This is a genomic window from Nocardia amamiensis NBRC 102102 (genome assembly GCF_001612745.1).
Classification (GTDB): domain Bacteria; phylum Actinomycetota; class Actinomycetes; order Mycobacteriales; family Mycobacteriaceae; genus Nocardia; species Nocardia amamiensis.
Window position 1 is genome coordinate 1 of sequence record NZ_BDBA01000050.1, and the last position, 25,606, is coordinate 25,606.

The 25,606-nt window shown below is 68.6% G+C and carries 32 protein-coding genes; 21 read left to right on the forward strand and 11 right to left on the reverse strand.

Features of this window, described 5'->3' with window-relative positions; all coding sequences use genetic code 11:
• Positions 1–147: 147 nt before the first annotated feature.
• Complete coding sequence (locus NA4_RS12205) at positions 148–933, reverse strand: hypothetical protein (RefSeq protein ID WP_067468828.1); 786 nt, start codon at positions 931–933, stop codon at positions 148–150.
• Positions 934–1,322: 389 nt separating this feature from the next.
• Between NA4_RS12205 and hemB the strand changes: the two genes are divergently transcribed.
• The 4 genes from hemB to NA4_RS12225 all read left to right on the forward strand — a co-directional run bounded on the left by hemB (position 1,323) and on the right by NA4_RS12225 (position 3,891).
• Positions 1,323–2,300, forward strand: a complete 978-nt coding sequence (gene hemB / locus NA4_RS12210) for a porphobilinogen synthase (protein WP_067468830.1) — start codon at positions 1,323–1,325, stop codon at positions 2,298–2,300.
• Positions 2,301–2,305: 5 nt separating this feature from the next.
• Positions 2,306–2,821, forward strand: a complete 516-nt coding sequence (locus NA4_RS12215; protein WP_067468985.1) for a hypothetical protein — start codon at positions 2,306–2,308, stop codon at positions 2,819–2,821.
• Positions 2,822–3,145: 324 nt separating this feature from the next.
• Positions 3,146–3,631, forward strand: coding sequence for a transport-regulating membrane protein Mce1N (gene mce1N / locus NA4_RS12220; protein ID WP_067468833.1), 486 nt, complete (start codon positions 3,146–3,148; stop codon positions 3,629–3,631).
• Positions 3,628–3,891 carry a hypothetical protein gene (locus NA4_RS12225; RefSeq protein WP_067468837.1) on the forward strand — a complete coding sequence of 88 codons (264 nt, stop codon included), beginning with the start codon at positions 3,628–3,630 and terminating at the stop codon, positions 3,889–3,891. The genes mce1N and NA4_RS12225 overlap by 4 nt, the downstream gene beginning before the upstream one ends.
• Positions 3,892–4,046: 155 nt before the next feature.
• Here NA4_RS12225 and NA4_RS43230 read toward each other — a convergent pair whose 3' ends face one another.
• Complete coding sequence (locus NA4_RS43230) at positions 4,047–4,172, reverse strand: hypothetical protein (RefSeq protein WP_281180007.1); 126 nt, start codon at positions 4,170–4,172, stop codon at positions 4,047–4,049.
• Positions 4,173–4,349: 177 nt separating this feature from the next.
• Between NA4_RS43230 and NA4_RS12230 the strand changes: the two genes are divergently transcribed.
• On the forward strand, positions 4,350–4,571 hold the full coding sequence (locus tag NA4_RS12230; RefSeq protein WP_067468840.1) for a hypothetical protein: 222 nt from the start codon (positions 4,350–4,352) through the stop codon (positions 4,569–4,571).
• 19 nt (positions 4,572–4,590) lie between these two features.
• Here the strand turns inward: NA4_RS12230 and NA4_RS12235 are convergent, their stop codons facing one another.
• Entirely contained in the window at positions 4,591–4,977 is a 387-nt protein-coding gene (locus tag NA4_RS12235) for a hypothetical protein (RefSeq protein ID WP_067468843.1), read from the reverse strand.
• 174 nt (positions 4,978–5,151) lie between these two features.
• Between NA4_RS12235 and hemL the strand changes: the two genes are divergently transcribed.
• From hemL to NA4_RS12275, 8 genes are all read left to right on the forward strand, one after another.
• The gene (gene hemL / locus NA4_RS12240; RefSeq protein WP_067468847.1) at positions 5,152–6,489 is read left to right on the forward strand and encodes a glutamate-1-semialdehyde 2,1-aminomutase; all 1,338 of its coding nucleotides are present in this window, start codon (positions 5,152–5,154) and stop codon (positions 6,487–6,489) included.
• Positions 6,490–6,887: 398 nt separating this feature from the next.
• Entirely contained in the window at positions 6,888–7,538 is a 651-nt protein-coding gene (locus tag NA4_RS12245; RefSeq protein WP_067468988.1) for a histidine phosphatase family protein, read from the forward strand.
• Entirely contained in the window at positions 7,535–8,176 is a 642-nt protein-coding gene (locus tag NA4_RS12250) for a TlpA disulfide reductase family protein (protein WP_067468850.1), read from the forward strand. Before NA4_RS12245 ends, NA4_RS12250 begins: the two co-directional genes overlap by 4 nt.
• Positions 8,173–8,418 (forward strand): hypothetical protein, encoded by a 246-nt coding sequence (locus tag NA4_RS12255; RefSeq protein ID WP_067468853.1) that lies wholly within the window; start codon positions 8,173–8,175, stop codon positions 8,416–8,418. Before NA4_RS12250 ends, NA4_RS12255 begins: the two co-directional genes overlap by 4 nt.
• A 40-nt stretch (positions 8,419–8,458) precedes the next feature.
• Positions 8,459–9,301, forward strand: a complete 843-nt coding sequence (locus tag NA4_RS12260; RefSeq protein WP_067468856.1) for a cytochrome c biogenesis CcdA family protein — start codon at positions 8,459–8,461, stop codon at positions 9,299–9,301.
• On the forward strand, positions 9,298–10,974 hold the full coding sequence (resB, locus tag NA4_RS12265) for a cytochrome c biogenesis protein ResB (RefSeq protein WP_067468859.1): 1,677 nt from the start codon (positions 9,298–9,300) through the stop codon (positions 10,972–10,974). The genes NA4_RS12260 and resB overlap by 4 nt, the downstream gene beginning before the upstream one ends.
• A gap of 2 nt (positions 10,975–10,976) precedes the next feature.
• Positions 10,977–11,942, forward strand: coding sequence for a c-type cytochrome biogenesis protein CcsB (gene ccsB / locus NA4_RS12270; protein WP_067468991.1), 966 nt, complete (start codon positions 10,977–10,979; stop codon positions 11,940–11,942).
• Positions 11,943–12,052: 110 nt separating this feature from the next.
• The gene (locus NA4_RS12275) at positions 12,053–12,262 is read left to right on the forward strand and encodes a hypothetical protein (protein ID WP_067468994.1); all 210 of its coding nucleotides are present in this window, start codon (positions 12,053–12,055) and stop codon (positions 12,260–12,262) included.
• A 150-nt stretch (positions 12,263–12,412) separates the two neighbouring features.
• On the opposite strand, the gene lppU is transcribed toward NA4_RS12275, so the two are convergent.
• Positions 12,413–13,057 (reverse strand): LppU family putative lipoprotein, encoded by a 645-nt coding sequence (gene lppU / locus NA4_RS12280; protein ID WP_084497015.1) that lies wholly within the window; start codon positions 13,055–13,057, stop codon positions 12,413–12,415.
• Between the two features lie 311 nt (positions 13,058–13,368).
• Here lppU and NA4_RS12285 point away from each other — a divergent pair, with 311 nt between their 5' ends.
• Positions 13,369–13,977, forward strand: a complete 609-nt coding sequence (locus NA4_RS12285) for a DUF8020 domain-containing protein (RefSeq protein WP_067468862.1) — start codon at positions 13,369–13,371, stop codon at positions 13,975–13,977.
• 90 nt (positions 13,978–14,067) lie between these two features.
• On the opposite strand, the gene NA4_RS12290 is transcribed toward NA4_RS12285, so the two are convergent.
• Both NA4_RS12290 and NA4_RS12295 read right to left on the reverse strand, forming a co-directional pair.
• Positions 14,068–14,274, reverse strand: coding sequence for a hypothetical protein (locus NA4_RS12290; RefSeq protein WP_067469000.1), 207 nt, complete (start codon positions 14,272–14,274; stop codon positions 14,068–14,070).
• Between the two features lie 117 nt (positions 14,275–14,391).
• Complete coding sequence (locus tag NA4_RS12295) at positions 14,392–14,601, reverse strand: BldC family transcriptional regulator (protein ID WP_067468864.1); 210 nt, start codon at positions 14,599–14,601, stop codon at positions 14,392–14,394.
• Between the two features lie 136 nt (positions 14,602–14,737).
• Here NA4_RS12295 and NA4_RS12300 point away from each other — a divergent pair, with 136 nt between their 5' ends.
• From NA4_RS12300 to NA4_RS12320, 5 genes are all read left to right on the forward strand, one after another.
• Positions 14,738–15,148 (forward strand): DUF4229 domain-containing protein, encoded by a 411-nt coding sequence (locus NA4_RS12300; RefSeq protein WP_067468867.1) that lies wholly within the window; start codon positions 14,738–14,740, stop codon positions 15,146–15,148.
• Positions 15,145–16,230: an L-cysteine desulfhydrase Cds1 gene (gene cds1 / locus NA4_RS12305; protein WP_067468870.1), complete on the forward strand. Its 1,086-nt coding sequence runs from the start codon at positions 15,145–15,147 to the stop codon at positions 16,228–16,230. The genes NA4_RS12300 and cds1 overlap by 4 nt, the downstream gene beginning before the upstream one ends.
• 156 nt (positions 16,231–16,386) lie before the next feature.
• Positions 16,387–16,608 (forward strand): helix-turn-helix domain-containing protein, encoded by a 222-nt coding sequence (locus tag NA4_RS12310; RefSeq protein ID WP_040783879.1) that lies wholly within the window; start codon positions 16,387–16,389, stop codon positions 16,606–16,608.
• On the forward strand, positions 16,608–17,189 hold the full coding sequence (locus NA4_RS12315; RefSeq protein ID WP_067468873.1) for a Clp protease N-terminal domain-containing protein: 582 nt from the start codon (positions 16,608–16,610) through the stop codon (positions 17,187–17,189). The genes NA4_RS12310 and NA4_RS12315 overlap by 1 nt, the downstream gene beginning before the upstream one ends.
• 74 nt (positions 17,190–17,263) lie before the next feature.
• Positions 17,264–17,647 carry a phage holin family protein gene (locus NA4_RS12320; protein WP_067468876.1) on the forward strand — a complete coding sequence of 128 codons (384 nt, stop codon included), beginning with the start codon at positions 17,264–17,266 and terminating at the stop codon, positions 17,645–17,647.
• On the opposite strand, the gene NA4_RS12325 is transcribed toward NA4_RS12320, so the two are convergent.
• Both NA4_RS12325 and NA4_RS12330 read right to left on the reverse strand, forming a co-directional pair.
• On the reverse strand, positions 17,644–18,513 hold the full coding sequence (locus NA4_RS12325) for a 1,4-dihydroxy-2-naphthoate polyprenyltransferase (RefSeq protein WP_067468879.1): 870 nt from the start codon (positions 18,511–18,513) through the stop codon (positions 17,644–17,646). The genes NA4_RS12320 and NA4_RS12325 overlap by 4 nt on opposite strands.
• A 96-nt stretch (positions 18,514–18,609) precedes the next feature.
• Complete coding sequence (locus NA4_RS12330) at positions 18,610–19,065, reverse strand: SRPBCC family protein (RefSeq protein WP_067468882.1); 456 nt, start codon at positions 19,063–19,065, stop codon at positions 18,610–18,612.
• Between the two features lie 89 nt (positions 19,066–19,154).
• Here NA4_RS12330 and NA4_RS42535 point away from each other — a divergent pair, with 89 nt between their 5' ends.
• Positions 19,155–21,470: an AfsR/SARP family transcriptional regulator gene (locus NA4_RS42535; RefSeq protein ID WP_444980034.1), complete on the forward strand. Its 2,316-nt coding sequence runs from the start codon at positions 19,155–19,157 to the stop codon at positions 21,468–21,470.
• A 335-nt stretch (positions 21,471–21,805) separates the two neighbouring features.
• Here the strand turns inward: NA4_RS42535 and NA4_RS12340 are convergent, their stop codons facing one another.
• The 3 genes from NA4_RS12340 to NA4_RS12350 all read right to left on the reverse strand — a co-directional run bounded on the left by NA4_RS12340 (position 21,806) and on the right by NA4_RS12350 (position 24,848).
• The gene (locus NA4_RS12340; protein WP_067468888.1) at positions 21,806–22,639 is read right to left on the reverse strand and encodes an ABC transporter permease; all 834 of its coding nucleotides are present in this window, start codon (positions 22,637–22,639) and stop codon (positions 21,806–21,808) included.
• A 64-nt stretch (positions 22,640–22,703) separates the two neighbouring features.
• Positions 22,704–23,696, reverse strand: coding sequence for an ATP-binding cassette domain-containing protein (locus tag NA4_RS12345; RefSeq protein WP_067468891.1), 993 nt, complete (start codon positions 23,694–23,696; stop codon positions 22,704–22,706).
• Between the two features lie 117 nt (positions 23,697–23,813).
• Entirely contained in the window at positions 23,814–24,848 is a 1,035-nt protein-coding gene (locus NA4_RS12350) for an aldo/keto reductase (protein ID WP_067469003.1), read from the reverse strand.
• Positions 24,849–24,983: 135 nt separating this feature from the next.
• Here NA4_RS12350 and NA4_RS12355 point away from each other — a divergent pair, with 135 nt between their 5' ends.
• On the forward strand, positions 24,984–25,601 hold the full coding sequence (locus NA4_RS12355; protein WP_067468894.1) for a TetR/AcrR family transcriptional regulator: 618 nt from the start codon (positions 24,984–24,986) through the stop codon (positions 25,599–25,601).
• The last annotated feature ends 5 nt before the right edge of the window (positions 25,602–25,606 follow it).

Sequence of the window (25,606 nt, forward strand, 5' to 3'; positions counted from 1 at the left end):
CGCAGCCAGTGTTCGGCGCCTGCCGCGTCGCCGGCGTCCCACAGCGCTTCGGCGCGCCGCCGCATGACGAGCAGTTCGATCTCGCTCGGCGGCTCGGTCATGTCCAGCCTCCTGCCCGGCGGCTTCCGGCGGATGCCACGCCGCCGATCACCGCGGTGGTCCGAGCGGGCCGGGGTATCCGTGCTCGCGCGCGTAGGCGATCAGTTGCGCGTCGTAGTTCCCCAGGCTGTCCAGCAGCCAGGTGTGTCCAGTGTCCTTGACCACCACGATCGGTCCTCGGTTGCCCGGCGGAAGCGTTGGCACCGCGCCGTCGGTGTACCAGGACGTGGTCGACCACGGAAAGATGAACGCCCAGCCGATGTCGCAGACCCGCTGCGGCGGTCCGAGCTGCAGGGGATCGGCCGGAGTGCTGTGCCGTGCGCTGTGCGCGGCGAGCAGGTGCCGCGCGCTGTTGCGGGCCACCCGCACGTCCAGCGGCCCGGCCGCGGTGTCCGGGAACGGCAGATTCGCCTGGGGCTCGGCCAGCAGCCGCCGGCCCGCTCCCGGCGTCACCGGACACGGCCTGCTCTGCACGCGGAGGAAGATGGCGTGGGCGGTGTCGGAGTACCGCAGCCCGACGATCGCGTCCTCGGTGCGCCCCACCAGGTGCGTGCCGCGGCTGCGCATCCATTCGGGCTCGTCGGGGCGGATGTCGAGGGTGGCGAAGGCGGCGTGCGCGCCGGGCATCAGATGAGGATCGGACCATTGCCGCGCGATGAACTCCACGAAGACGCTCTGCCCGGTCGCGTCGGCAGCGCGCCAGGCCCGCAGCGTGCTCGCGGGCGGGGGCAGGCCGCCGGTCAGCACCGGCCACCAGTCCGACAACAGCACCGCCGCCCACGATTCGAAGTCGGCGGCTCTGGCCAGCGAGATATCGATCTGTGGATCGGTCATCCTGTCCCCCAGCGGGTCCCGCCTAGTCGGAGTATGCGCCTCGGAGGGGTCTCCGGTGTGATTTCACACACATCAAGCATGACGCGCGTCCGGCCGAAATGTGCCCCTATCTGGCTTTTAGTGGAGCGAGGCGCGCACCTCGTGAGGGGCGCGAGATCATCGCCTCTTCGCGGCCCGGCTCGCGTCCGACCGGCCGCGGAGGTCGGCGGTGGAGTCACCAGCGAGGGGTTGCTGATCGGCGAATAGCAATAGCTCAGGGCGCTGCTGAAGACTTCTCCGGCTACCACCCGACGCAACCTCTCGGCCGAGCTCCCGGTTACGAGCGCAGCGAGACCGAACGGGCAGTGCCGCAGGCACTGCAAATTAAACACAGGCGTATCGTGCGATTCATGACCGGAATGGACCGCCCGCGGCGGTTGCGCCGTACCCCGGCTTTGCGTCGTCTCGTAGCCGAAACAACACTGGAACCACGGCAATTGGTGCTACCGATGTTCGTCGCCGACGGACTGGAGGAACCGCGCGCGATCAGCTCGATGCCGGGAGTGGTGCAGCATTCACTGGACTCGCTGCGAAAGGCCGCCGTCGAGGCGGTCACGGCGGGCGTTGGCGGGATCATGCTGTTCGGCGTGCCCCGCCCGGAGGACAAGGACGCGGTCGGCAGCCAGGCCAGCGATCCGCACGGCATCCTCAACCGCGGCCTGCGCGCCCTCGCCGACGAGGTGGGCGATTCCACCGTGGTCATGGCCGACACCTGTCTGGACGAGTTCACCGACCACGGCCACTGCGGCGTGCTCGCCGCCGACGGCTCGGTCGACAACGACGCCACGCTCGACCGCTACGTCGAGATGGCGCTGGCGCAGACCGAGGCGGGCGCCGACCTGCTCGGCACCAGCGGCATGATGGACGGCCAGGTCGACGCGATCCGGCACGGATTGGACGCGGCCGGACACATCGACACCGGCATCCTGGCCTACGCCGCGAAGTACGCCTCGGCGTTCTACGGTCCGTTCCGTGAGGCCGTTGGTTCCTCGCTGCAAGGCGACCGGCGCACCTACCAGCAGGACCCGGCCAATCGCCGCGAGGCGATCCGCGAATTGGAGCTGGACCTCGCCGAGGGCGCGGACATCGTCATGGTGAAGCCGGCCATGTCGTACCTGGACATCCTGCGCGAGGTCGCCGATCGCTCGACCGTCCCGGTCGCCGCCTACCAGATCTCCGGTGAGTACGCGATGATCACCGCCGCCGCGGAGCGCGGGTGGATCGATCGCCGCGGTGCCGTTCTCGAGTCGTTGCTCGGTATCCGCCGGGCGGGCGCGGACATCGTGCTCACCTATTGGGCGACCGAGGCCGCGCACTGGCTGTCGTGACGAACATGTCGGGGCCGTTCGGCGTTCGACCGGCCCGGGTTCCGATGCCGGAGGATGTCGGTACCGCGCGGCAGTTGTGGTGGGGTGTCGTCGGATTCGGCGTCGTGCAGCTGATCGCGTCGGTTATCGCCGCGCTGGAGCGGCGGAGTGCCTTCGCCGAGGAGGTCTTCGAACAGGCAAGGGCGAAGGACCCGCAGGTGACGCTGGCCAGTGCGGAGCTCATGGTGTCGCTGGTGTACGTATTCGTGGTGCTGTTCGGGCTGTGCGTCGCGGCGCTCGCGCTGGTGATCGTGCACCAGTTCGCGCGCGGCAAGCTCTGGGCGCGCACCATGCTGACCGTGCTCGGTGTCTGGGTCGTGGTGATCGGCGTCGGCGCGCTGCTGGCGATCGACGCGGTGACCGGGACAGCGTCGCTGGTGGCGGGCGGAGCATCGATCGTGCAGGCGGTGCTCGCGGCCGGGGCCATCTACCTGTCGCATCGTCCGGAGTCCACCGCGTACTTCCAGCTGGGCAGACGCTGAACCGGCTGGTGGAACACGTTCCCAGTTTGTCCGAGACAGACCGGCATGTATGGTGAGGGTTGTCACAGTGGACATGGGAACCGGAAGTCGTTTGTCATGCGTTGTCTTACCTTTCGTACGGGAACTCGGCAGATGGCTCCGGAGGATCGGAGGCAACGATGCGAGTGGTGATCCAGCAGCCGCAGAGCATTCGGCGGGATCTGGCCGTACTGAGCCTGCTGATTCTGTTCGCCGTGCTGACCGTCGCCGTGCTGTTGCTGCCCGGCCTGACTCGCTGATTCCGCTTTCCGTCGTGTCGCCGCGCACCGCTGTCATGGGCTCGGTGTGACCGCCGCGACCGTTTTGTTCGCCGAACCGGGTGCCCGCTGGCGTGCGGTGTTCTACGGGCCGGTCCTGTGCCTGGCCATTCTCGTCCTCGAACTCGTCACGGGTGGTGGATCCGTGCACTGGTTCGCCTTGCTGTTCTGTGCGGTGCTGATCGCGGGCTTCGTCGCGCTGCAGGTGCTCGCCGGTAAGCGGCACGTCAGCGTCGAGCTCACCTCGACGACGCTGCGCTCGGGCACCGAGACGCTACCGCTGAGCTCGGTCGCAGAAGTCCTCCCCGAACGCGACGAGGAGTCCTGGGACGACGAACCGTGGGAGTCGGCCAGGGCGCTCGGAGAATTGACCGGCGTGCCGCGCCGCCGCACCGGCATCGGGCTGCGGCTGGCCGACGATACGCTGGTGCAGGCATGGGCCAAGGACCACAAAGCGCTGCGGGCGGCGTTGACCGGAGCCGTGCGGCGCGGCGAGAACGGAGCCGACCGTTGAGGCGATGGATCATCGCGGTGCTCGTGGAACTCGATCTGATCCTGCTCGCGCTGGTGGCGGCGGGGCTGAGCTGGCGCAACAGCGTGCGCACCCTCGACTTCGCGCCGTTGGGGGACGCGCCGGGGTTCACCGCGATCCGTTACGCGGCGCCCTGGCAGCTCTTGGCCGCGGTGCTGCTCGCGGTGGCCGGAGTGCTCGCGATTGATGCGGCGGCCCGGCTCGTCCGCGGCCTCCGCGGCCAGGCCGGAACCGGCCGCTGACCAGGCGCACTGCATACGCCGGCCGTTTGGCCCCCACGGCGACGGGAACGCCGAATTCATGAAACCACTTGTACGACGAACACTTTTCGGCGCGGTGGCGGCCGGTGTGATCGGCGTCACCGCAGCGGTTCCGGCTGCCGCATCCAGCGAAACCGTTACCGCACCGCCGCTTCCGGTGCTGCCGCGTTCGCCACCACCCCGCCCACGCCGTTGCTGCATGCGCTGCCCGCGCCGTTGGCGTGCCTGGTGACAACCGGATTCGCCGCTTTCTGCCTCGGCATCACCTAGCCCTGGATTGCCCGCTAAGCGCTGCGGATACCGTGCGTCTGGGCTACCGTGCAACCGCGTGTCGTCCGCTGCGCACCACCGGGCGACCGCGCGCTTTTGCCAGGAAAATTGCTGCGGCCGTTAGTATTTCGGCCGTAGTTCGAAACGCACGCGATGAAGGAAAGTGTTTGATGAACCGGTTCGCCGTAAAGATCTGTGCCGCGTTTGCCGTGGCCGCCGCCCTCGGAATCGGGGCCGCGCCTGCCGGCGCGAACTCCGGTCTGCCGCTGGAAGACGCGACCGCCGTCGACGCGCCGATCTTCGTGCCGGATTCGGGTTCCGCCGGGCCCTACAACTCGTTCATGTGCGTCCTGCACACCATGTCGGCGCAGGTGCCCTGCATGTACACCTGACCGCGGGCCCGCGGCGCCGTCAGCTCCAGTGCTGGTAGATGTCCAGCACGCGGCCGTCGCGGGTACCGGGGGCATTGAGGTAGACGGTGATCGTCCCGTCCGGATGGCGGGCCGCCTCCATCAGCACTTGGCGCAGCGAGGCGTAGACCCTGCCGTGCTGGTCGCGGTATATCTCCGAGTCGGCCTTCAGGCCGGCCCCGATGCGGTTGGGCGGGACGATCATGGTGACGACGGCGGGGATGGGTCCCCCGGCCAGCGTCGTGGTCGCCATGTGGTCCAGATGGATGCCGATGCGCAACTGGTCGAGCTGATCGCGCGGCTCCGCGGTGGCGGAACCGGCGCCAAGTGCCGCAGTGGCACAGGCGACCGCGGTGAGTAAACCCGCACTGACGATGGCAATCCGCATGCAGACCCTCCCGGCCGGTAGACGATGGCTCCCCGACACTACGCACCGGCAACCCTCCAGCGATCGAAATTCGCACGAACGTGATCTCGGCGTGTTGCGGGCCGGCTGCGGCCTGCGTCACTGCACTACACCCTGTCGTCGAACCATTTCAGCGGTGCTGAGAGACTGGAACACGTGAGTTCTTCTCCGCGTGTGACCAGTGCGGCCGTGCCGGTCTCCGCTCAGCTCTTCGACCGGGCGAGTTCGGTGATTCCGGGTGGCGTCAACTCTCCGGTGCGGGCGTTCCGATCCGTCGGCGGCACACCGCGATTCATCGCCTCGGCCGACGGCTGCACACTCGTCGACGCCGACGGCAACGAGTACGTCGACCTGGTCTGCTCCTGGGGTCCGATGATCCTCGGCCACGCGCACCCCGCGGTCGTCGACGCGGTGCGGCGCGCGGCATCCGGCGGGCTATCTTTCGGTGCGCCGACCGAGGCGGAGATCGAGCTGGCCGAGGCGATCGTGCGGCGAGTCGAACCGGTGGAACGGGTGCGCCTGGTGAATTCCGGGACCGAGGCCACTATGAGCGCGGTCCGGCTGGCTCGCGGCTACACCGGACGCACCAAGATCATCAAGTTCGCCGGCTGCTACCACGGCCACGTCGACGCGCTGCTGGCCGACGCCGGATCCGGCGTCGCCACGCTCGGACTGCCCACCTCACCCGGCGTCACGGGCGCCCAAGCGGCGGACACCATCGTGCTGCCCTACAACAACTTGGACGCCGTCGCCGCTGCGTTCGCCGCGAACCCCGGCGAGATCGCGTGTGTGATCACCGAGGCGGCGGCGGGCAACATGGGCGCGGTCGCGCCACTGCCCGGATTCAACGCGGGTCTGCGCGCACTGACCACCGAGCACGGCGCCCTGCTGATCATGGACGAGGTGATGACCGGCTTCCGGGTCAGCGGCGCGGGGTGGTTCGGCCGGGAGGGTGTCGCGGGCGACCTGTACACCTTCGGCAAGGTGATGAGCGGCGGGCTTCCCGCCGCCGCGTTCGGCGGGCGCGCCGAGATCATGAACCATCTCGCCCCGCTCGGTCCCGTCTACCAGGCGGGCACGCTGTCCGGTAACCCGGTCGCGGTGGCCGCGGGTCTGGCCACCCTGCGCGCGGCCGACGATGACGTCTACGCGGCGCTGGATCGCAATGCCGAGCGGCTCGGCGCCTTGTTCGGCGACGCGCTGACCGCGGCGGGGGTCGGGCACCAGGTTCAATTCGCGGGCAATATGGTGAGCGTGTTCTTCGCCGAACGCCCGGTCACCGATTACGCCGCCGCCAAGGCGAGCCAGACGTGGCGCTATCCAGCCTTCTTCCACGCCTTGCTCGACGGCGGTGTGTACGCGCCGCCGAGCGCGTTCGAAGCGTGGTTCGTCTCCGCGGCGCTCGACGAGAACGCATTCGACCGTATCGCTGCCGCCTTGCCCGCCGCCGCGCACGCGGCGGCGGCCGCCACCCCCGAAGGACCCCGCGCGTGAGCTCCGATCTCGATCAACCCGATGCCGGCCGGCGCGAGCCAGCCCAGCCCACCACCGACGCCGCCGAGCGGAGCGCCGTCGTCGATGCGGCTATCGAGTCCGCCGCTGCCCCGGCGGTCGTCGATCCGGTATCGGAGGCCACCGTGATCGATGCGGGCGAGCAGTTCGCCGCCGCGAGCGCCGCAACCGAAACCGCGACAGCCGACACCGAATCCGTGGAATCGAGCGTGGTCGACGCCGGTGCCCACTTCGCGGCGGCCGCGGCCACGGCCGCGCAGGTCGCCGCCGCGCGTGAAGAGGGGAAGACCGCTGCTGCCGGGAATGCGGTTCCGGCCGAGCCCGCCAGGGACGAGGTTCCGGCCGAGCCCGCCGACAGCCCGGCCAAGGACGCGGATCGGGTGCACGACGGTGGCGCCGCGCCGATCGAGACGATCGTGCATGTGCTGCGCCACGGTGAGGTGCACAATCCGAACGGCATCCTCTACGGGCGCCTGCCCGGATTCAGTCTGTCGGTGGCGGGCCGCGCGCAGGCCGGCGCGGTCGCCAGGACGCTGGCCGATCACGACATCGCACTGGTGATCGCCTCGCCCCTGCAGCGGGCGCAGGAGACCGCCGAGGCGATCGCCGTGCAGCACGACCTGCTCGTTCGGACCGACGAGAACCTCATCGAGGCGGGCAACACCTTCGAGGGCCTGCGCGTCTCGGTCGGCGACGGCGCGCTGCGCAAACCGCGGCACTGGTGGAAGCTGCGCGACCCGTTCACCCCGTCTTGGGGCGAGCCCTACTTGCAGATCGCGCACCGCATGCTGGCCGCGGTGAACAAGGCGCGCGTGGAAGCGGCCGGACGCGAGGCCGTGCTGGTCTCGCACCAGCTGCCTGTGTGGACGCTGCGCCGATTCCTGCAGGGACAGCGGCTCTGGCACGACCCGCGGCAGCGGCAGTGCTCGCTCGCGTCGCTGACCTCGCTGGTCTACCACGGCGACACGCTCGTCGACATCGTCTACTCCGAGCCGGCGGGCGGCTCGGACCCCTCGGTACACGGCGCATGATTCGCCGCACCGGATCCGCCGCTCCGCCCACCACGCGCACCGCGCGGGTGCTGCCGGTTCTGCTCGCGTGCGTGGCGCTGGTCGCCGCGCTCGCGGGGTGTTCGACCGGTTCGGACGCGGTGGCCTCGGGCGGCACCTTCGAATTCGTCTCGCCCGGCGGCAAGACCGATATCCGCTACGACCCGCCCGCCTCGCGCGGCACCATCGGCAAGCTGGCCGGCCCGGACCTGATGACGGCGGGCAAGACCATGTCGGTCGAGGACTATCCCGGCAAGGTCGTGGTGCTCAACCTGTGGGGCCAGTGGTGCGGTCCGTGCCGTGCCGAGGCGCCCGCGCTGGAGAAGGTCTACGAGGCGACCAAGGACAAGGGCGTCGCTTTCCTCGGCATCAACGTCCGCGATCCGCAGCAGGACAAGGCCCAAGATTTCGTGGTCGACAACAAGGTCGGCTACCCGTCCATCTACGACCCGTCGATGCGCACTCTGCTTGCGCTCGGCGGGAACTTCCCTACCAGTGTCATCCCCACCACCCTCGTCCTCGACCGGCAACACCGGGTCGCCGCGGTCTTCCTGCGGTCCCTGCTCGCCGAGGATCTGCAGCCGGTGGTCGAAAATCTCGCCGCGGAGGAATCACAGTGAATCGCGACCGTCGTAACCGTCATCTGCGTGCCTGCCGGCCCCGGCAGGGCGCCCGGCGCATCGGCGGCGGATGGGCCGTCGACGACCGGTGGGCGGGCATCGCCACCGTGCCGCGCAGCGTCGCCGCCGACTCGCTGCTGGACTTCGCCGTAGCCGAAGAGCCCGCAGCCACCGAGCGGAAGGTGTCGTTGCGCCGCGGTGCGGGGCGAGCGCCAGAGGACACGCGGGAGGAATCGGTGTGAGACCTGAGCGTCCCGCGCCGCGATCCGGGGAGGCCATCTGATGATGCTCGCCGGAGTCGGTGAATCGTTCCAGCAGACGGCGGCCTCCGGTCCGCTGCTGCTGGCGTTCGGCGCGTGCCTGCTCGCGGGTCTGGTGTCGTTCGCCTCGCCGTGCGTGGTGCCGCTCGTCCCCGGGTACCTGTCGTATCTGGCCGGACTGGTCGGTGCGGAGGCGCCGCCGGCCACCGTCGCGGAGGCCACCGGAGTCCGCTCGGCCCGGTTGGGGTCGACGGCCGTCGCGCAACCGCTTCGTTCGGGCCGGATGCGGGTCGCCGGTGCGGCCGGGCTGTTCGTCGCCGGATTCACCGTGGTCTTCGTGCTCGCGACCGCGACGGTGTTCGGGGTCATCCAGACCCTCAACGTGAACCGGGAACTGCTGCAACGGATCGGCGGCGTGGTGACGATCCTGATGGGCCTGGTGTTCATCGGCCTGGTGCCCGCGCTGCAGCGCGACACCAGGATGGAGCCGCGCAGGCTCACCAGCATCATGGGCGCCCCGCTGCTCGGCGGAGTGTTCGCGCTCGGGTGGACGCCGTGTCTGGGCCCGACGCTCTCGGGTGTCATGGCGGTCGCCGCGGGCACCGACGGGACCACGGCCGCGCGCGGCGTCGCGCTGATCGTCGGCTACTGCCTCGGCTTGGGCTTGCCGTTCGTCGTACTCGCTTTCGGGTCGGCGAGCGCACTGCGCGGGGTCGGCTGGCTGCGCCGCAACTCCCGCACCATCCAGATCATCGGGGGCATGCTGCTCGTCGCGGTCGGCGCCGCGCTGGTCACCGGAGCGTGGGACCAGTTCGTCGCCTGGGTGCGCGACGCGTTCGTCTCCGAGGTGACCTTGCCGATATGACCGTGACCCACCAGCCGATGACCGAGAACTCGGCGCGGCCGCCGCGTCAAACCCTGGCCGGACGGGCCTGGGCGTTCGTGCGCAATACCTGGCGCGGACTCACCAGCATGCGCACCGCCCTGGTGCTGCTGTTCCTGCTCGCGCTGGCCGCGATTCCCGGCGCGCTGTTGCCGCAGCGCAACCTCAACGAGCAGAAGGTCGCCCAGTACATCGCCGACCGGCCCACGCTCGGCCCGTGGATGGACCACTTCGAGCTGTTCGACGTGTTCTCCAGCTTCTGGTTCACCGCGATCTACGTCCTGCTTTTCATCTCGCTGGTCGGTTGCATCCTGCCGCGCACGCTCGATCACTACCGCGCTCTGCGCACGCCGCCGGTGCGGGCGCCACGCAACCTGACCAGGCTGCCGCACCACTACTCGGGTCACGTCGCGCAGTCGCCAGGTGCGGTGATCGACCACGCCCGGTCGCAGCTGCGCGGCTGGCGCACCGAGGTGCGGCCCGGCAACCGGGACGGCGAACTGGCGCTCTCGGCGGAGAAGGGCTACACCCGCGAACTCGGCAACCTGGTGTTCCATCTCGCGCTGGTGGGGCTGCTGGTCGCCATCGCGGTGGGCAGACTGTTCGGCTACGAGGGCAGCGTCATCGTCGTGGCGAACAACGGTCCCGGGTTCTGCACCACCTCGCCTGCGGTGTTCGACTCGTTCAAGGCGGGCAACGTCAACGACGGCACCGGCATGACCCCGATCTGCGTGCGGGTCAAGAACTTCCGGGCCGACTATCTGACCAGCGGGCAGGCCGAGATGTTCACCGCTGACCTGGCTTACCAGGCGGGCGAGGATCTGCGGACGAACACCTGGCGGGACACCCAGGTGCAGGTGAACCACCCGCTGCGCGTCGCCGGTGACCGGCTCTACCTGCAGGGCCACGGCTACGCGCCGACCTTCACGGTCACCTTTCCCAATGGGCAGACGCGCACCGAGTCCATCCAATGGAGCCCGGACGACGCGTCGACATTCCTGTCCAGCGGGGTGCTGCGGATCGACCCGCCCGGCGGCATGTACACCACGGACGAGGAACGCCGCAAGAACCAGATCGCGATCGAGGGCTTGTTCGCGCCCACCGCCATGTTCCACGGGTCGCTGCTGACCTCGGCGTTTCCCGCGATGAACGACCCGGCCGTCGCGGTGGACATCTATCGCGGCGACACCGGGCTGGACACCGGCAAGCCGCAGTCGTTGTTCGCGCTGGACCCCGAGCAGGTCAAGCAGGGCAGATTGGCCAAGGAGGCCAGGGTCAATCTGCGTCCCGGCGAGTCGGCCACGCTGCCGAACGGCACCAAGGTGACCTTCGACGGAGCGCAGGAGTTCGTGAATTTGCAGGTCTCGCACGATCCCGCGCAGCAGTGGGTGTTGGTGAGCGCGCTGCTGATGATGGCAGGCCTGCTGGTCTCGCTGCTGATCAAGCGCAGGCGGATCTGGGTGCGGGTGTACCCGGCCGACGGTGCAGCCGGTAACGTTGACAAACGACACACTGTAGTAGAGATGGGCGGGCTCGCCAGGACCGATCAGGCAGGCTGGGGCGACGAGTTCGACCGACTGCGCGCGCGCCTGCTCGATGAGCAGCCGGACGCCGATACCACCGCGGCGCGTGGCGCCGAGACCACGGGAGAGTGATCATGCCGATCGACGAGACCATCGCCAGGTACAGCGATTTCGCGTTCAAGTCGGCGATCGTGGTGTACGCGCTGGTGCTGGTGCTGCTGATCTGGCAGTACGCGACCGCGCGCAGCCGCAAGGTCGCCGAGCGCGAACTGGTGACGGTGGGCGCCGGATCGACGCCCCTGGGGCCGGGGCGAGTCGCCGAGCCCGCGCGCACGCCGCTGTCGGAGCGGCTCGGCAACATGGCGTTCTCGGTGCTGATGGTCGCGATCGCGTTGCATGTGGCCTCGATCGTGTTGCGCGGCTTCGCGACCCATCGCTTCCCGCTGGGCAATATGTACGAGTTCGTCACCATGGCCACGGCCGCCGCCGTGCTGGTCGGGCTGTTGTTCCTGCGCGAGCAGCGCTACCGCGCGATGTGGGCGTTCCTCTTGGTGCCGGTGCTGATCCTGCTGTTCCTCGCGGGCACCGTGCTCTATGCCGACGCCGCGCCCGTGGTGCCCGCGTTGAAGTCGTTCTGGCTGCCCGTGCACGTCACCATCGTCAGCGTAGGCAGCGGCGTGTTCCTGTTCGCGGGCGTGGCCAGCCTGCTGTTCCTGTACCGCCTGCGCCAGCCCGAGGGCCAGGAGTCGAACAACCTCCTCGGCGCCATCGCCCGCCGCCTCCCCGATGCCCGCACCCTGGACCGGCTCGCCTACAAGACCACCATCATCGGCTTCCCGCTGTTCGGCGCGGGCGTCATCCTGGGCGCCATCTGGGCCGAGGCCGCCTGGGGCCGCTTCTGGGGCTGGGACCCCAAGGAAACCTGTTCCTTCATCGCCTGGGTCCTCTACGCCGCCTACCTGCACGCCCGCGCCACCTCCGGCTGGCGCGACACCAAGGCCGCCTGGATCAACGTCGCGGCTTTCGTCGCCATGCTGTTCAACTTGTTCATCATCAACATGGTGATCAGCGGGTTGCACTCTTATGCGGGACTGAACTAGGCGGCGGGATTTGGTGAAGGCACCTCGTCCCTGCTGACCACGTCGTCCCGTCGGCATCGGACTGCGGCTCTGAAGGTATGGGTGCGGGGTTCGGAACTACACTGGTCACCATGCGCACCACCCATGAGGAACTCGTTCGGCTTGCCGAGGCCGTGCCTGACGATCAGGTACAGGCCGCGGCCGCGTTACTGCGCCAGCTTGTCCGGAAGTCCGGGCGCCGGACCTTCCACAGCGCGGGTGTCGCTTCCGCTGAACCCGATCTAGCCGAGCGGGCGAAGGAGATCGTTCGGGAGGAGCTCGACCGGGGCACGGTCGAGTGATCGTTATCGATACCGGGCCGATCGTCGCCCTGGTCAATGGACGGGACAATCACCACATCGCATGTCGTGAGCTACTCGTCCGGTCCAAGGCCGGTCAACTGCTGCTCGTGCCCTGACAGCCGTGGCGGGGTGCGATGCCGTTGGCAGCGGTCAGAGGCGGTTGACGCAGACGACGTAATGGCGCTGCCGGTAGACGATTCCGCTGTCGGTCGAGCCGCAGGCGTTGACGTCGACGGTGTTCTGTTTGATGTCGATCACCCGCACGCCGGTCGGGGTGGGGGACGCGCAGTCCAGGCGCTTCGGGTTACCGGGCGACACTTCCATGCAGCCGCCGATCACCCAGTCGATGTCCAGGCATAACGCGGCTTGCGCTGCGCCCTGCAGGGTTTCGTTGTAGGTGTGGTCGGCGTCGGTGGGGCACTGGGCGTTTGCCGGAGCCTTGTCGAAGACCTTGTAAGTCGAGTTCGGGGTGCCGCAGGCAGCCTTGTCGATTCCGGAGCCGTCGAGGTGTACGCAGTCGCCGATATTCACCTGCAAACTCGTGGCGTCTTTGTTCGACGCGCCGCGCATCGCCGAGGTGGTGGGCAGTTCCTCGGTGGTGGTGGGCAGTTCCTCGGTGGTACTCGGTGGTAGTGCCGATGTGGTTGTTGCATTGCCGGTCTGGGCGGCGTTGGCCGGTTCCTCTTTGGGACCCGACATCGATACCGCTGCGGCGACCACGAGGCCCGCTGCCAGCGCGGTCCCAGCCATGAAGGCAACCAGGGTCAAACCGGCACGGATACGTTGGCGCGACACGTCACGTCCTCCACAGCTGTAACCTTCGAACCCACGCCTGAGCCGACCCGAAGTTGTGAAATTGCGGATTGAAGAACCTTGCCATGCATACACTACGCGGCGCGTCCGCGTCGAGTTTTCGCTCCCGTGGGCAGTGATTTGCCCCCACAGTTAACCTGTTCGTCGTCTTCGTCAGCCGAACCGATCACAATCGGATAACGAACCTTCGCGAGACGTGTGCCGATCGCCAAGTCTGGCAACAAGCTACGGGCGCTGTACAGTCACACGCCATCCGGCCTCGGGAGCCGGAGGTCTCGAGAAGGAACTCCAGAATGAAGTTCGGCACTATTGCCGCCATTACGCTCACGGCGGTTGCCGCCGTCGGCATCACAGCGGGGGCCGCGAACGCGCAACCCGTGGAAGCGGATAAGGAGACAGCGACCGTCGGCGTAGAGCAGGGCGTCGACTACCGCACCACGGTCTCCCGCGAAACCGGCACTATCACCACCGCTGTCGAGCACGGCACCTTCGCCGTGGTCGACGACGGTACCAAGATCAAGCTGACCTCTGACACCGGCGCCGTGGTCGCCGAGGTGCCGCTGACCTTCCAGGTTTCCGGAAGCAAGCTGGCGGTCGCGCACGAGATCAGCGACAACGGAAGGAGTCTCGCGCTCACGCCGGTGGCGGACGCGAAGGAGATCGGCGAGATGCAGCCGATCAGCTCGATGAATCGCCTCATCGCCGAACTGAACAAGAACGTGGTCGGCGTGGTCGCGGGCGCACTGCTCGGCGGCCTGCTCGGAGCCCTGATCGGCCTGGGCTTCTTCAGCATCATCACCGGCCCGATCGGCCTGGTCGTCGGCGCGATCGCGGGCGGAGCCATCCAGGGTGGGCAGCCCTTCACGGACGCCTTACTGGCGGTCGTCAACGGCGAACCCTGATCGACGCTCGGATCTGGGCGAGGCAGGCGCACCGCAGCGCGCCTGCCTCACCCGGACCGAACGGCCGATCGCCGAGCTGTCCGACCCACGTCAGCGCTCGGCGGAACCGGACTCGCCGTCGCGGTGCTGGCGGGAGAGCCGCCAGAGGAACTCCGGGTCGTCGTCAGGTCCGACGATGCGCTTGCGCTGTGGTGAACCCGTTTGCGGGAGAGTGGGTCCGATCCGCTCGGGACCGAACGCCTTCCAGCACAACACCGCGATTGCCACCACTGCGATGAGTGCCAACAGGTACGTCACGTCGCTCACCTCCTGATTACGAGGGTAGTCGCGGACGTGACTTCAGCACACCGCAGACGCGAAATCCGCCTGCGGGCGAGCGCGGGCCCTGCGACGACGGGCCCGCGCGCCCTGCGATCAGCGTGCGGTCGCCTCGGTGGTCAGCGACTGGAGCAGCTGGAGTACTTCCGTTTCGCGGAACCGGCGATGTCCGCCCGGTGTGCGAAGCGACCCGAGGCGCCCGGCGTGAGCCCAGCGTGTCACGGTCTTTGGGTCGACGTGGAACAGGGCAGCAACCTGGCCCGGAGTCAGCAGGGTGTCCTGGCCGCCGACGGTGATCGCAGTCATAGCAAACCTCTCCGTTCTCGACAGTTCCCTCATCAGATGGCGCCATCGTCGCACTGAAACCCCTAGGTACTCGAACCACCTACAGTTGGTAAAGGGGAGGTAATAGACAAAACGGATGTGCGCCTCACCCCCGGCTATGGGCGTGCACCGGGGACGGGCAACAGCTTCGCATAGGCTGGCGGATGTGCGTGACGCAACTCCACCAGAAAAGGCTTCCGGACAGCAAACCGCTGGCGTTGGTCGTCGGCTTGTCCGGAATCTGGCGCTTTATACCGTCGCGAGGTTGGGTCTCGTGGTCGTGCTGGCCGCGGTGATCGTGCTGGCCGCCCAGCTGGTGTCGGTGGACATACCGGTGGTGGTCGCGGCCCTGTTCGCCCTGATCATCGCCATGCCGCTGTCGCTGACCCTGTTCAAGCGCCTGCGTACCAGGGTCAACGAGGACATCGCCCTGGTCGACGAGCGCAGGCGAAGGGACAAAGCCCAGCTGCGGGCGCGGCTACGCGGCGAGGAGCCGGGGAACCCTCCGGACGCGGGGACGCCTTCGTGAGGTCCTGCGACCACACCGCCCCGCGTGCGTGGGTCGACAACGCGGTGCGGCTGATCGACGCCGACGCCCAGCGCAGTGCGGACACCCACCTGCTGCGCTACCCGCTGCCCGCGCAGTGGCAGGTGCAGCTGTATCTCAAGGACGAGTCGACCCACATCACCGGCAGTCTCAAACACCGCCTGGCTCGCTCGCTGTTCCTGTACGCGATCTGCAACGGCTGGATCACCGAGGGCACCACGGTGGTGGAGGCGTCTTCCGGATCGACCGCGATCAGCGAGGCCTACTTCGCGAAGCTGCTCGGCCTGGACTTCGTCGCGGTGATGCCTGCGAGCACCTCGCCGCAGAAGATCGCGCTGATCGAAGCGCAGGGTGGCCGCTGTCATTTCGTGCAGCGTCCGCCGGACATGTACACCGAGGCGGCGCGGCTGGCCGCCGAATGCGGCGGCCACTACATGGATCAGTTCACCCACGCTGAGCGCGCCACCGACTGGCGCGGCAACAACAACATCGCCGAATCGATCTTCGAGCAACTGGCGTTGGAGACCCATCCGGTACCAGAGTGGATCGTGGTCGGCGCGGGCACCGGCGGTACCAGTGCCACGATCGGCCGCTACATCCGTTATCGCAGGCACGCGACGAAGCTGGCCGTGGTCGATCCGGAGAACTCCGCGTTCTTCGGCGGCTACGAGACCGGAGATTCGGGCTACCAGACCGGAATGCCCTCCCGCATCGAGGGGATCGGCCGGCCCCGCGTGGAGCCGTCGTTCGTCGGGCAGGTGGTGGACCGCATGTTCGAGGTGCCCGACGCGGCGTCCATCGCGGCCGCCCGCTATGCGAGCGCTCGGCTGGGTCGCCGGGTCGGCGGATCGACCGGAACCAATCTGTGGGGCGTGTTCGCCCTCATCGGCGAGATGATCGCCGAGGGATGCAGCGGCAGTGTGGTCACGCTGCTCTGTGACGGTGGCGATCGTTACGCGGGAACGTATTTCGACGACGACTGGGTCGCGTCCCAGGGGTTGAGCCTCGCCGAGCCGACCGCGATCTTGGACAAGTTCCTGGCGACCGGGATCTGGGACGCCTGAGCGGTTGCACGGTGCCGGTTCCTCTGACACCGCCGCTTGTCCACGCTCGCTCATGGCCGTAAGGGCTGTTCGCCGATAGCCGAATCGAGCTTTTTTCGCGCCCTCAGTTGTCAATTTTTGTTGACACCGCTCTTCGGTGTCAATCAAAATTGACGCATGACGGAAGCAACCACACTGGCGGCCGCCGCAGGCAGCCCCGACCCCAAGGTCGGGCTGCGGGCGGTGCTCGCACTACGCAGGCTGCTCGAACGTCTCGAGGCGATCCAGGTGGCCAATGCCCGCGCTCAGGGCTGGTCCTGGCAGGCGATCGCGGAAGCGCTCGAGGTCAGCAAGCAGGCAGTCCACCAGAAGTACAACCGGAAAGGCAGGGGCCGCTGATGTTCGAACGGTTCAGCAGGTCGGCGCGTATCGCGATCGTCGCCGCCCAGGAGGACGCACGTGAGCTCGGCGCATCGAATATCGAGGTGGAGCACGTGCTGCTCGGCTTGCTCGGGCAGACCGAGCCGGAGCTGACGGCGCTGCTCGCGCAGGCCGGACTCACTCGGGAGGGTGTCCGCCGTGCTCTGGCCCGGCAGGGCAAGGACGAACCGCTCGGCCCCGAGGACGCCGAGGCGTTGCGGTCCATCGGCATCGATCTGGACGCCGTCCGTGAGTCCCTGGAGGCGCATTTCGGCGAGGACGCGCTCGACCGCGCGGCGCCGGACCGGCCGCGCGGGCCGTTCCCCTGGGGTGGCGGCGGGTACTACGGGCACATCCCGTTCACCAAGCAGGCGAAGAAGGTGCTGGAACTCTCGCTGCGCGAGGCGCTCGCGCGCAAAGACAAGACCATCGAATCCGGGCATGTCCTGCTCGGCATCCTGCGGGCGCCGAACGAGACCACCGAGCGCCTGTTCGGCGGCGCCGCGGCGATCCACGAGTTGCGCCCCAAGGTGCACGCCCTGCTCGACCGTGCGGCCTGAGTGAGTGGACATGCGCTGTCCGAGTTCGCGCTTTCCGGCGGCGCATGTCCCCACCTCGGGCCTAGCATTGCCGCATGCAGCTAGTTATTCGGTTGGTCATCAACGCGGTCGCCATCTGGCTGGCCGCCGTCTGGGTCGACAAGATCGACATTCTCGCCCCGGAAGGGGGAACCGGTGCCAAGATCGCCGTCGTGCTCGCCGTCGCTGCGGTGTTCACGGCGGTGAACGCGCTGGTCAAGCCGATCGTCAAGCTGCTGTCGCTGCCGCTGGTGATCGTGACGCTCGGCCTGTTCCTGCTGTTGATCAACGCGCTGATGCTGTGGCTGACCGCCGAGATCACCGACGCGTTCACCGACTACGGCTTGCGCGTGGAGGGCTTCTGGGCCGCGGTGTTCGGCGGCATCATCGTCTCGCTGGTGAACTGGGTGCTCGGCATCCTGGTCCCGGACGAGGATTAACCGAGCCCGACCGCGAGTGCGGTCACCGCCGACCAGGCGAGCAGGGCGAGGCCGGAATCGCGCAGTGCTGGAATCAGTTCCAGGCCGCCCTTGCCGCCGCGCACCGGCGCGTTGGCGCGTACGGCCAGCGGAATGGCGACCAGCCCGGCCAGTGCAAAGGGAGTGCGGGCGAGCAGGATCAGGGTCGCGACGAACGGCACCGTGAGCAGCGCGAGATGCAGGGTGCGGGTACGGGGGTCGCCGAGTTTCACCGCGAGAGTGACCTTCCCGGACTCGGTGTCGGTCGGGATGTCGCGCAGGTTGTTCGCGACGAGCACAGCGCTGGAGAACGCGCCCACCGATATCGCGAGCAGCGCTCCCACCCAGTCGATCCGGTTCGCCTGCACGAACTGGGTGCCGAGCACGCCGATCAGGCCGAAGAAGACGAACACCGCAACCTCGCCGAACCCGCGGTAGCCGTAGGGCTTACTGCCTCCGGTGTAGTACCAGGCACCCGCCAGGCAGGCCAGGCCGATCAGCAGCAGCCACCACGCGCTGGTGGCGACGAGCACCAGCCCGAAGATCGCGCCGAGGGCGAGACTGGCGATCGCGGCGTTCTTCACCGCGGCGGGGGAGGCCAGTTTCTGCCCGACCAGGCGTACCGGACCGACTCGGACGTCGTCGGTGCCGCGGATACCGTCGGAGTAGTCGTTGGCGTAGTTCACGCCGACGATCAGCGCCAGCGAAACCAGCAGCGCGAGAATCGCTTTCCACCAGACCGCGCCGTCGATGGACGCGGCGGCGCCGGTTCCGGCGAGCACGGGGGCGATCGCGTTCGGCAGGGTGCGCGGTCGCGCGCCCTCGATCCATTGCGCTGCAGTAGCCATGTCCGCAGCATAATGGGCGCTGTCGGAGGTCGTCCGTCTTCAGCCCGCGCACGGCCGCAGCGAAGGCGGAGATACCGCCTGATGCGCGCGAAGCGATCAGGCCGGCGCTGCCTGCTGCAACCTGGCGAGTCCCTTCTCGAAGTCACGGCCGACGAATTTGTCCATCGGGATGAGTTTGCCGATGAAGCCCATCAGGCCGGTCTGCTGTCCGGTCATCCGCCAGGTCACTTCGGTGCCGGTCTCCACCGGGTCCAGGATGAACGTCACCTGGTTGGTGGCCTTCATCGGCTTCAGGAATTCCAGGCGCACCCCGATCTGGCGCTCGGTGCTGCTGACGATCTCCATGCTGCCCGCTCCGGCCTTGCGGTTTCCGCTCCAGGCGTAGCGTGCGCCGACGCCGGAGTCCGCGCCGGAATAGCTGCGCTGCAATTGCGGGTCGAGGTCCTCCCAGGGCGACCACTTGACCCATTCGTGAAAATCGTTGATCAGCCCGTGCACTCGCGCGGGTTCGGCCGTGATCACGGCCGACCGGACCACTTCGAACTCAGCCATGGGGTCAGCCTATGCGACCGACCACTCGGAATCGCGGCAAAAGAATCGTGTCGGCCCGGTCGGCCGCGCTCGCCTACGATGACCGCGGGATGTTTCCGGAGCACAACGGCCCGCACGGCCACAGTCGAGCAGTGCCGACGCCCGCAGGCGAATCGGTCGTGGTGGCCTTGCTGGGCGAAGTGGCGCTGCGCCGTGATGGTGTGCTGGCGGCGCTACCCGGTGCGCGCTCCCGTCTCCTGCTCGCGGCGCTGGCCCTGCGGCCGGGACGCAGCCGTAGTGCGCAGGCCCTGATCGATGACGTCTGGGGCGAACAGCCGCCGAGGTCGCCGATGAACGCGCTGCACACCCAGGTTTCCCGGCTGCGAGCAGCCCTGCCGGACGGCGCGCTGGAGATCGGTCCGGCGGGCTACCGGCTGACGCTCAGCGCCGAGCAAGTCGATGTGACCCTGGCCGGAGAACGGGTGCGCGAGGCTCGCCGGTGCCACACCGCGGACGATCCAGCCGGGTGCCTCGCGGCGATCGGGCAGGCGCGGGCGCTGTGGCGCGGTGAACCCGGCGCTGATCTGACCTCCGGTGACGTCGCCGACGACCTGCGCGCCATGGCCGGGCAGCTGCTCACCGAACTCGATGACCTCGAGCTGACGGCGCGCGAGGACGGCGGTGACGTCGACGGCGCACTGCGTCTGGCCCGGAGCCGCGCCGCCGCCGACCCACTGGACGAGACCGCACAGCAGATTCTGATGCGTCTGCTCGCCACGGCAGGGCGTGCGAACGAGGCGCTGGAATCCTTCGCGGCCTTCCGTTCCCGGCTGGTCGAGCAGCTCGGCGCGGACCCGGGGCCGGCGCTTGCCGCGTTGCACACTGCGATCCTGCGCGGGGAGCCGGTGGGCCGCGCCGCGGCGCATCCGGGCCACACCGGTGTGTCCGGAACGGCTGGCCGCTCCTGGGGCGGTCTCGCGTCCGCCCCGGGAGCCGGGGTCGCTGCGGAACCACCGTCCGTAGTCGGTCGCGCGCCCGCACAGCCGGATTCCACCGATGTTTCCGCGACGCCCAGCGGCTCCCGGGGCGGTTTCGCGTCGGCCCCGACGATGGCCGGTACCGCAGCCGAACCACCATCCATCGTCGGTTGCGCACCGGCGCAGCAGGGGTCCAAGGGTGGCTCTACGACGGCCACCGGGTCCCAGAGCGGTTTCGCATCGCCCCCGACGGCCGATATCGCTGCGCAACCGCTGCCCACAGTGGGCCGCGCCGCGACTACCGGTGTGTCTGCGGAGATCGGCGGCGCCCGGATAGGTTTCATGTCCGCCTCGGCTGTGACCGGTATCGCCGCGGACCCATCGCCAGGACCGGCAGCCACGGCACTCGTCGCGGAACCGCCGCCCGCCGCCATTGGCCTGCGGGCCGCGCCCAACGCGCTCCTAGGCCGTACGGCAGACCTCGCCGCGCTCGCCGGGCTGCTGCGCGATTCCCGCGTGGTGACCGTGCTCGGCCCGGGTGGCGCGGGAAAGACCAGGGTCGCCAACGAAGTCGGCGCACGCGTGGCAGGCTCGCGTCCGGTGATCCTCGTCGAGCTGGCCTCGGTGCGTGCCGATGATGCCGACGCCAGGGTCGAGATCGAGGCGGCGATCGCCGCGACCCTCGGACTCAGCGATGTCACCTTCGACACGGCCGCACTGCGCTCCAGGCCGGCTATCGGCGCTCGCAGACGCTTGCACGACGCCGTATCAGCCCGCTCGATGTTGCTCATCCTGGACAACTGCGAGCACCTGATCGACGCCGTCGCCGTGGTTGTCGCCGACCTGATCGGCATCGCGAACCGGCTCACCGTGCTCACCACGAGCCGATCGCCGCTGTCGATCACCGCGGAGACCGTGTATCCGTTGCCGCCCCTGACCATCGACCCGGCGGGCTCGCCCGCGACCGAGCTGTTCGCCGCGCGCGCCAGGGCGGTGCGGCCGACCGTCCGGCTCGACCCGGACATCGTCGCCCAGCTCTGCCACACACTCGACGGACTGCCGCTGGCCATCGAACTGGCCGCTGCCCGGGTGCGGGTGATGAGCGTCGAGGAGATCAACGACCGGTTGGCCGACCGGTTCGCGCTGCTGCGTCACGGCGATCGCAGCTCGCCCGAACGGCACCGCACCCTGCACGCGGTGATCGACTGGAGCTGGAACCTGCTCGACACCGAACAGCAGGTGGCGCTGCGCCGATTGTGCCGCTTCCCGGCTGGTTTCACGCTATCGGCCGCCGTGGCGGTGGCGGGCGGAACCGATCTGGACGACGTCGCCGCGGCCGTCGACGGCCTGGTCAACCAGTCACTGCTCACCGTGCTGGACGACGAGGTACTCGGCATCCGTTACCGGATGCTTCCGTCGAGCGAATCATGCGGATTATCCACGAACTGAACGATGCTCGCTGATCCGCGCGGTGTTCGCGACGGCGGGATCAGTGGCGACGGCCCCCCGCAGAGGGCAGACGAGACCACGCGACGACCGACGCCGTGCTTTCGGCGGCCACGTCGGTGTCGAAGTAGCCTCGCCTGCACGGCCGCTGCCGATCGCGTGGGTACCTTTCGCCGGTCTCGGAGAAGCGGGGCTCGGTACTCGTCGCAGGAATTGCACTCCTGCGTGTTCCCGCGATGGTCGGGCCGCCATATGTCGCACGTCGCAGCGGAAGCTCTCGCCCACATGACCGCGCGCCGGGCGACTGGTCGTCACCCGGCGCGCCGATGTCGTGGACTTCACGCCCGGCGCATGTACGCCTTGACGGTGAGCGGGGCGAAGATCGCGATCACGATCAGCGAGCCGATCAGCGACCAGGCCAGGTCGCTGCCGTACGCGCCGCCGTTCATCAACCCGCGGCACGCGTTCACCATGTAGTACACCGGATTCGCGTGGTTGAGCCCCTGCATCCAGCCCGGCATGGTGCTCACCGGCGCGAACGCGCCGGACATGAAGGTGAGCGGGAACATGATCATCATCGAGATGCCCTGCACGCCCGCCGCGCTCTTGCCGGTGACGCCGACCAGCGCCCAGATCCAGCTGATCGCGAACGAGCAGGCGACGATGACCAGACCCGCCGCGACGACGCCGAACACGCCGCCCTCCGGCCGATAGCCGATGCACAGGCCGACGACGATGGTCAGCACGGTCGCGATGACATAGCGCACCATGTCGGCGATCAACGCTCCGGCAAGGGCCGAGATGCGGGCGATCGGAAGCGATTTGAACCGGTCGAAAACGCCCTTGTCCATGTCCTCGCGCAACTGGGTGCCGGTGACGACCGAGGTGAGCACCACGGTCTGCACCAGGATGCCGGGGATCAGGATCGGCAGGTAGTCCCGCACACTGCCGCCGATGGCGCCACCGAAGATGTAGGCGAACAACGCGGTGAACAGGATCGGCTGAATCGTGACGTCGAACAGCTGCTCGGGCTTGTGTTTGATCTTCAGCAGGCCGCGGTAGGCCATGGTGAACGAGTTCGCCACCGCCTGCCCGATCGAAATCCGGTTGCTGACTTCGGGAATCGGGGTCGGCGCGGCATGGCGCGCTACGGTCTCGGTGATGACACTCATGCCCGCACCTCGCTGTGCTCGGCTCCGGCATGCGCGATGCACGCTGTGTCGATGATTCGGCCGCTCATGCCGCGCTCCTCTCGGACTCGTCGGTGGTGTCGTCGGCCGGGTGGCCGGTGATGGTGAGGAAGACCTCGTCCAGGCTCGGCTTGCTCACGGTGATCTCGTCGATCCCGATCTCCCAGTCGCGCAGGCGGATCAGCAGATCGGTGGTGACGCCGGCGTCGGGCAGCGGCGCGGTGAGCCGTCCCGCCTCCGGTGTGATCTGGGTTTCGGTACCCAGGAAATCGCCGATGATCCGGCGCGCCTCGTCCACCTGGCCGCGATCGGCAAGGGTCAAGTGCAGCGAGGAACCGCCCACCGATGCCTTGAGTTCGTCGGCCGTGCCGTCGGCGATCACCTTGCCGTGGTCGATCACCGCGATCCGGTCCGCCAGCTGATCGGCTTCGTCCAGGTACTGCGTGGTGAGCAGCACCGTCGCGCCCTCGCGGACGAGGCGGCGGATGGTCTCCCACATCTGGGCGCGGGTGCGCGGATCGAGGCCGGTGGTCGGTTCGTCCAGGAACAGCAGCGGCGGCGTGGCGATCAGGCTGGCGGCCAGATCGAGCCTGCGCCGCATGCCGCCGGAGAAGTTCCGCAGCGGCTTGTTCGCCGCCTCGACGAGGTCGAATTCCTCCAGCAGTTCGGCCGCCTTGCGCCGGGCGTCGATTCGGCTCAGGCCGAGCAGGCGCGAGAAGATGATCAGGTTCTGGGTGGCGGTCAAGTCCTCGTCGACCGAGGCGTACTGACCGGTCACGCCGAGCAGCGAGCGGACCGCCGTCGGCTCCGCCACCACGTCGTGGCCGAAGATCCGGGCGCTGCCGCCATCCGGGCGCAGCAGGGTCGCCAGCATGCGGATGGTCGTGGTCTTGCCCGCGCCGTTCGGTCCGAGCACGCCGTACACCGAGCCCCGCGGCACCGCCAGGCTCACACCGTCGACGGCGCGCTGTTCCCCGAACACCTTGACCAGGCCGTCCGCCTCCACGGCGAGCGCTGAATATGGTGCGAAAGAAGTCATGCCGACGACTGTGCCGGTCTCTGCTTGCGCGGCCCTTGCACGGCTCTGTCGTGCCGGATGCGGCGCGTCATCGCGACCGGCGAGACCGGCCGTGCGGCCTCGCCGATCGTGGTTCGCTCACACCGCGGGCGGGTTCAGGCGGGTGAAGTCCGGTAAGCGGTAGTACGGGTAGTAGGGGTAGGGCGGGGTGGTGGCCCCGGCTTTGTCCAGGCGGGCGATTTGGTCGGCGTCGAGTTCCCAGCCGATGGCGCCGAGGTTCTGGCGTAGTTGGTCCTCGTTGCGGGCGCCTACGATGACGGTCGCGACGGTGGGGCGGCGCAGCAGCCAGTTCAAGGCGATCTGCGGGACCGTCCGACCGGTTTCGGCGGCCAGTTCGTCGAGGACGTCGACCACGTCGTAGAGCTTCTCGTCGTCGACCGGCGGACCGGCCTCGGCGGTCCGATGCAGACGGCTGCCCTCCGGAAGCGGTTGGCCGCGCCGAATTCTGCCGGTGAGCCTGCCCCAGCCGAGCGGGCTCCAGACCACCGCGCCGACACCTTGGTCCCGCCCGAGTGGCATGAGCTCCCATTCGTAGTCGCGCCCGATCAGCGAGTAGTAGACCTGGTGCGCGACGTATCTGGTCAGGCCGTTGCGATCGGCCGCGGCAAGGGATTTCATCAACTGCCAGCCCGCGAAGTTCGAGGCACCGACATAGCGGATCTTGCCCGCGCGCACCAGGCCGTCCAATGCGGCGACGACTTCCTCCACCGGGGTGCCCGCGTCGAAGGCGTGCAACTGGAACAGATCGATGTAGTCGGTGCCCAGCCTGCGCAGCGACGCTTCGACCGCACCGATCAACCTGGCACGCCCGGAACCGGCGTCCAACGGACCCGGGCCGGTCGGCAACGTCGCCTTGGTGGACAGCAGCACCCGATCACGCCTGCCTTTGACGGCGGCGCCGAGTACCTCCTCGGAGGCGCCGTCGGAATAGACGTCGGCGGTGTCGAACATCGTGACACCGGCGTCCAGGCTGATATCGACCAGCCGTCGGGCCTGCTCGGCATCGGTGTCGCCCCACGCGCCGAACAACTCACCCCGCCCGCCGAAGGTGCCCGCGCCGAAGCTCAGTGCCGGGACGAGCAGACCCGATGCGCCGAGCCGCCGATACTCCATTTGCGCGTCCATCGTCTGAAGGTTCACCGGACCGCCCTCCTGATGCGTGTTCACCGTCCCCTAAAGGGGTCTATAGTTCCGTTAGTGACTCGAACTCTACACGCGCTGAGCAATAAATGAAACTGGAGTCCCGTTATGGAGTATGAAGGGGCCGCGCCCGGATCGATTCGCCCTGGTGGACGCACCGCGCGGGTCCGCGAGGCCGTGCTGCGCGTCGCGGGCGACTTTCTCGCCGAACGTGGTTTCGCCCAGCTGGATCTCGCCGAGGTCGCGGCGCGCGCCGAGGTCGGCAAGACCACCGTCTACCGCCGCTGGCGCACGCCCGCCGGGCTGGTCGCCGATCTGCTGGCCGACATGGCCGAACAGTCCCTGCCGCACGCGGACACCGGTTCGCTGCTCGGTGATCTCACCGCCAACGCCCATCTGGTCGCCTCGACGTTGACCGACCCTCGGCAAGGACGGCTGTTCAAAGCCGTCATCGCCGCCGCCACCTGCGACGAGACCGCCGCCACCGCGCTGCGCCGCTTCTACGACATCCGGCTCACCGAATGGGCCCCCTGCGTCGCGGCCGCGATAGAGCGGGGCGAGGCTCCATCGGGCACTGACCCTCGTGCCGTCCTGTCCGCAGTATCAGGTCCGCTCTACTATAGGTTGCTTGCCAGCGGCGATCCCATCGACGACAACGTCATCCGTGCAACCGCGGTGGCAGCTGCCCGCGCGGCGCAGGCCGGAATATTCGTCATACCGGCCTGACGCGA

Coding starts and splice junctions, on each gene's coding strand:
- NA4_RS12205 (WP_067468828.1), bottom strand. CDS start 933: ATGACCGATCCACAGATCGATATCTCGCTGGCCAGAGCCGCCGACTTC.
- hemB (WP_067468830.1), top strand. CDS start 1,323: ATGACCGGAATGGACCGCCCGCGGCGGTTGCGCCGTACCCCGGCTTTG.
- NA4_RS12215 (WP_067468985.1), top strand. CDS start 2,306: ATGTCGGGGCCGTTCGGCGTTCGACCGGCCCGGGTTCCGATGCCGGAG.
- NA4_RS43230 (WP_281180007.1), bottom strand. CDS start 4,172: ATGCCGAGGCAGAAAGCGGCGAATCCGGTTGTCACCAGGCACGCCAAC.
- NA4_RS12230 (WP_067468840.1), top strand. CDS start 4,350: ATGAACCGGTTCGCCGTAAAGATCTGTGCCGCGTTTGCCGTGGCCGCC.
- NA4_RS12235 (WP_067468843.1), bottom strand. CDS start 4,977: ATGCGGATTGCCATCGTCAGTGCGGGTTTACTCACCGCGGTCGCCTGT.
- NA4_RS12250 (WP_067468850.1), top strand. CDS start 7,535: ATGATTCGCCGCACCGGATCCGCCGCTCCGCCCACCACGCGCACCGCG.
- NA4_RS12260 (WP_067468856.1), top strand. CDS start 8,459: ATGATGCTCGCCGGAGTCGGTGAATCGTTCCAGCAGACGGCGGCCTCC.
- resB (WP_067468859.1), top strand. CDS start 9,298: ATGACCGTGACCCACCAGCCGATGACCGAGAACTCGGCGCGGCCGCCG.
- ccsB (WP_067468991.1), top strand. CDS start 10,977: ATGCCGATCGACGAGACCATCGCCAGGTACAGCGATTTCGCGTTCAAG.
- NA4_RS12275 (WP_067468994.1), top strand. CDS start 12,053: ATGCGCACCACCCATGAGGAACTCGTTCGGCTTGCCGAGGCCGTGCCT.
- NA4_RS12285 (WP_067468862.1), top strand. CDS start 13,369: ATGAAGTTCGGCACTATTGCCGCCATTACGCTCACGGCGGTTGCCGCC.
- NA4_RS12295 (WP_067468864.1), bottom strand. CDS start 14,601: ATGACTGCGATCACCGTCGGCGGCCAGGACACCCTGCTGACTCCGGGC.
- NA4_RS12300 (WP_067468867.1), top strand. CDS start 14,738: ATGGGCGTGCACCGGGGACGGGCAACAGCTTCGCATAGGCTGGCGGAT.
- NA4_RS12310 (WP_040783879.1), top strand. CDS start 16,387: ATGACGGAAGCAACCACACTGGCGGCCGCCGCAGGCAGCCCCGACCCC.
- NA4_RS12315 (WP_067468873.1), top strand. CDS start 16,608: ATGTTCGAACGGTTCAGCAGGTCGGCGCGTATCGCGATCGTCGCCGCC.
- NA4_RS12320 (WP_067468876.1), top strand. CDS start 17,264: ATGCAGCTAGTTATTCGGTTGGTCATCAACGCGGTCGCCATCTGGCTG.
- NA4_RS12325 (WP_067468879.1), bottom strand. CDS start 18,513: ATGGCTACTGCAGCGCAATGGATCGAGGGCGCGCGACCGCGCACCCTG.
- NA4_RS12330 (WP_067468882.1), bottom strand. CDS start 19,065: ATGGCTGAGTTCGAAGTGGTCCGGTCGGCCGTGATCACGGCCGAACCC.
- NA4_RS42535 (WP_444980034.1), top strand. CDS start 19,155: ATGTTTCCGGAGCACAACGGCCCGCACGGCCACAGTCGAGCAGTGCCG.
- NA4_RS12340 (WP_067468888.1), bottom strand. CDS start 22,639: ATGAGTGTCATCACCGAGACCGTAGCGCGCCATGCCGCGCCGACCCCG.
- NA4_RS12345 (WP_067468891.1), bottom strand. CDS start 23,696: ATGACTTCTTTCGCACCATATTCAGCGCTCGCCGTGGAGGCGGACGGC.
- NA4_RS12350 (WP_067469003.1), bottom strand. CDS start 24,848: ATGGAGTATCGGCGGCTCGGCGCATCGGGTCTGCTCGTCCCGGCACTG.
- NA4_RS12355 (WP_067468894.1), top strand. CDS start 24,984: ATGGAGTATGAAGGGGCCGCGCCCGGATCGATTCGCCCTGGTGGACGC.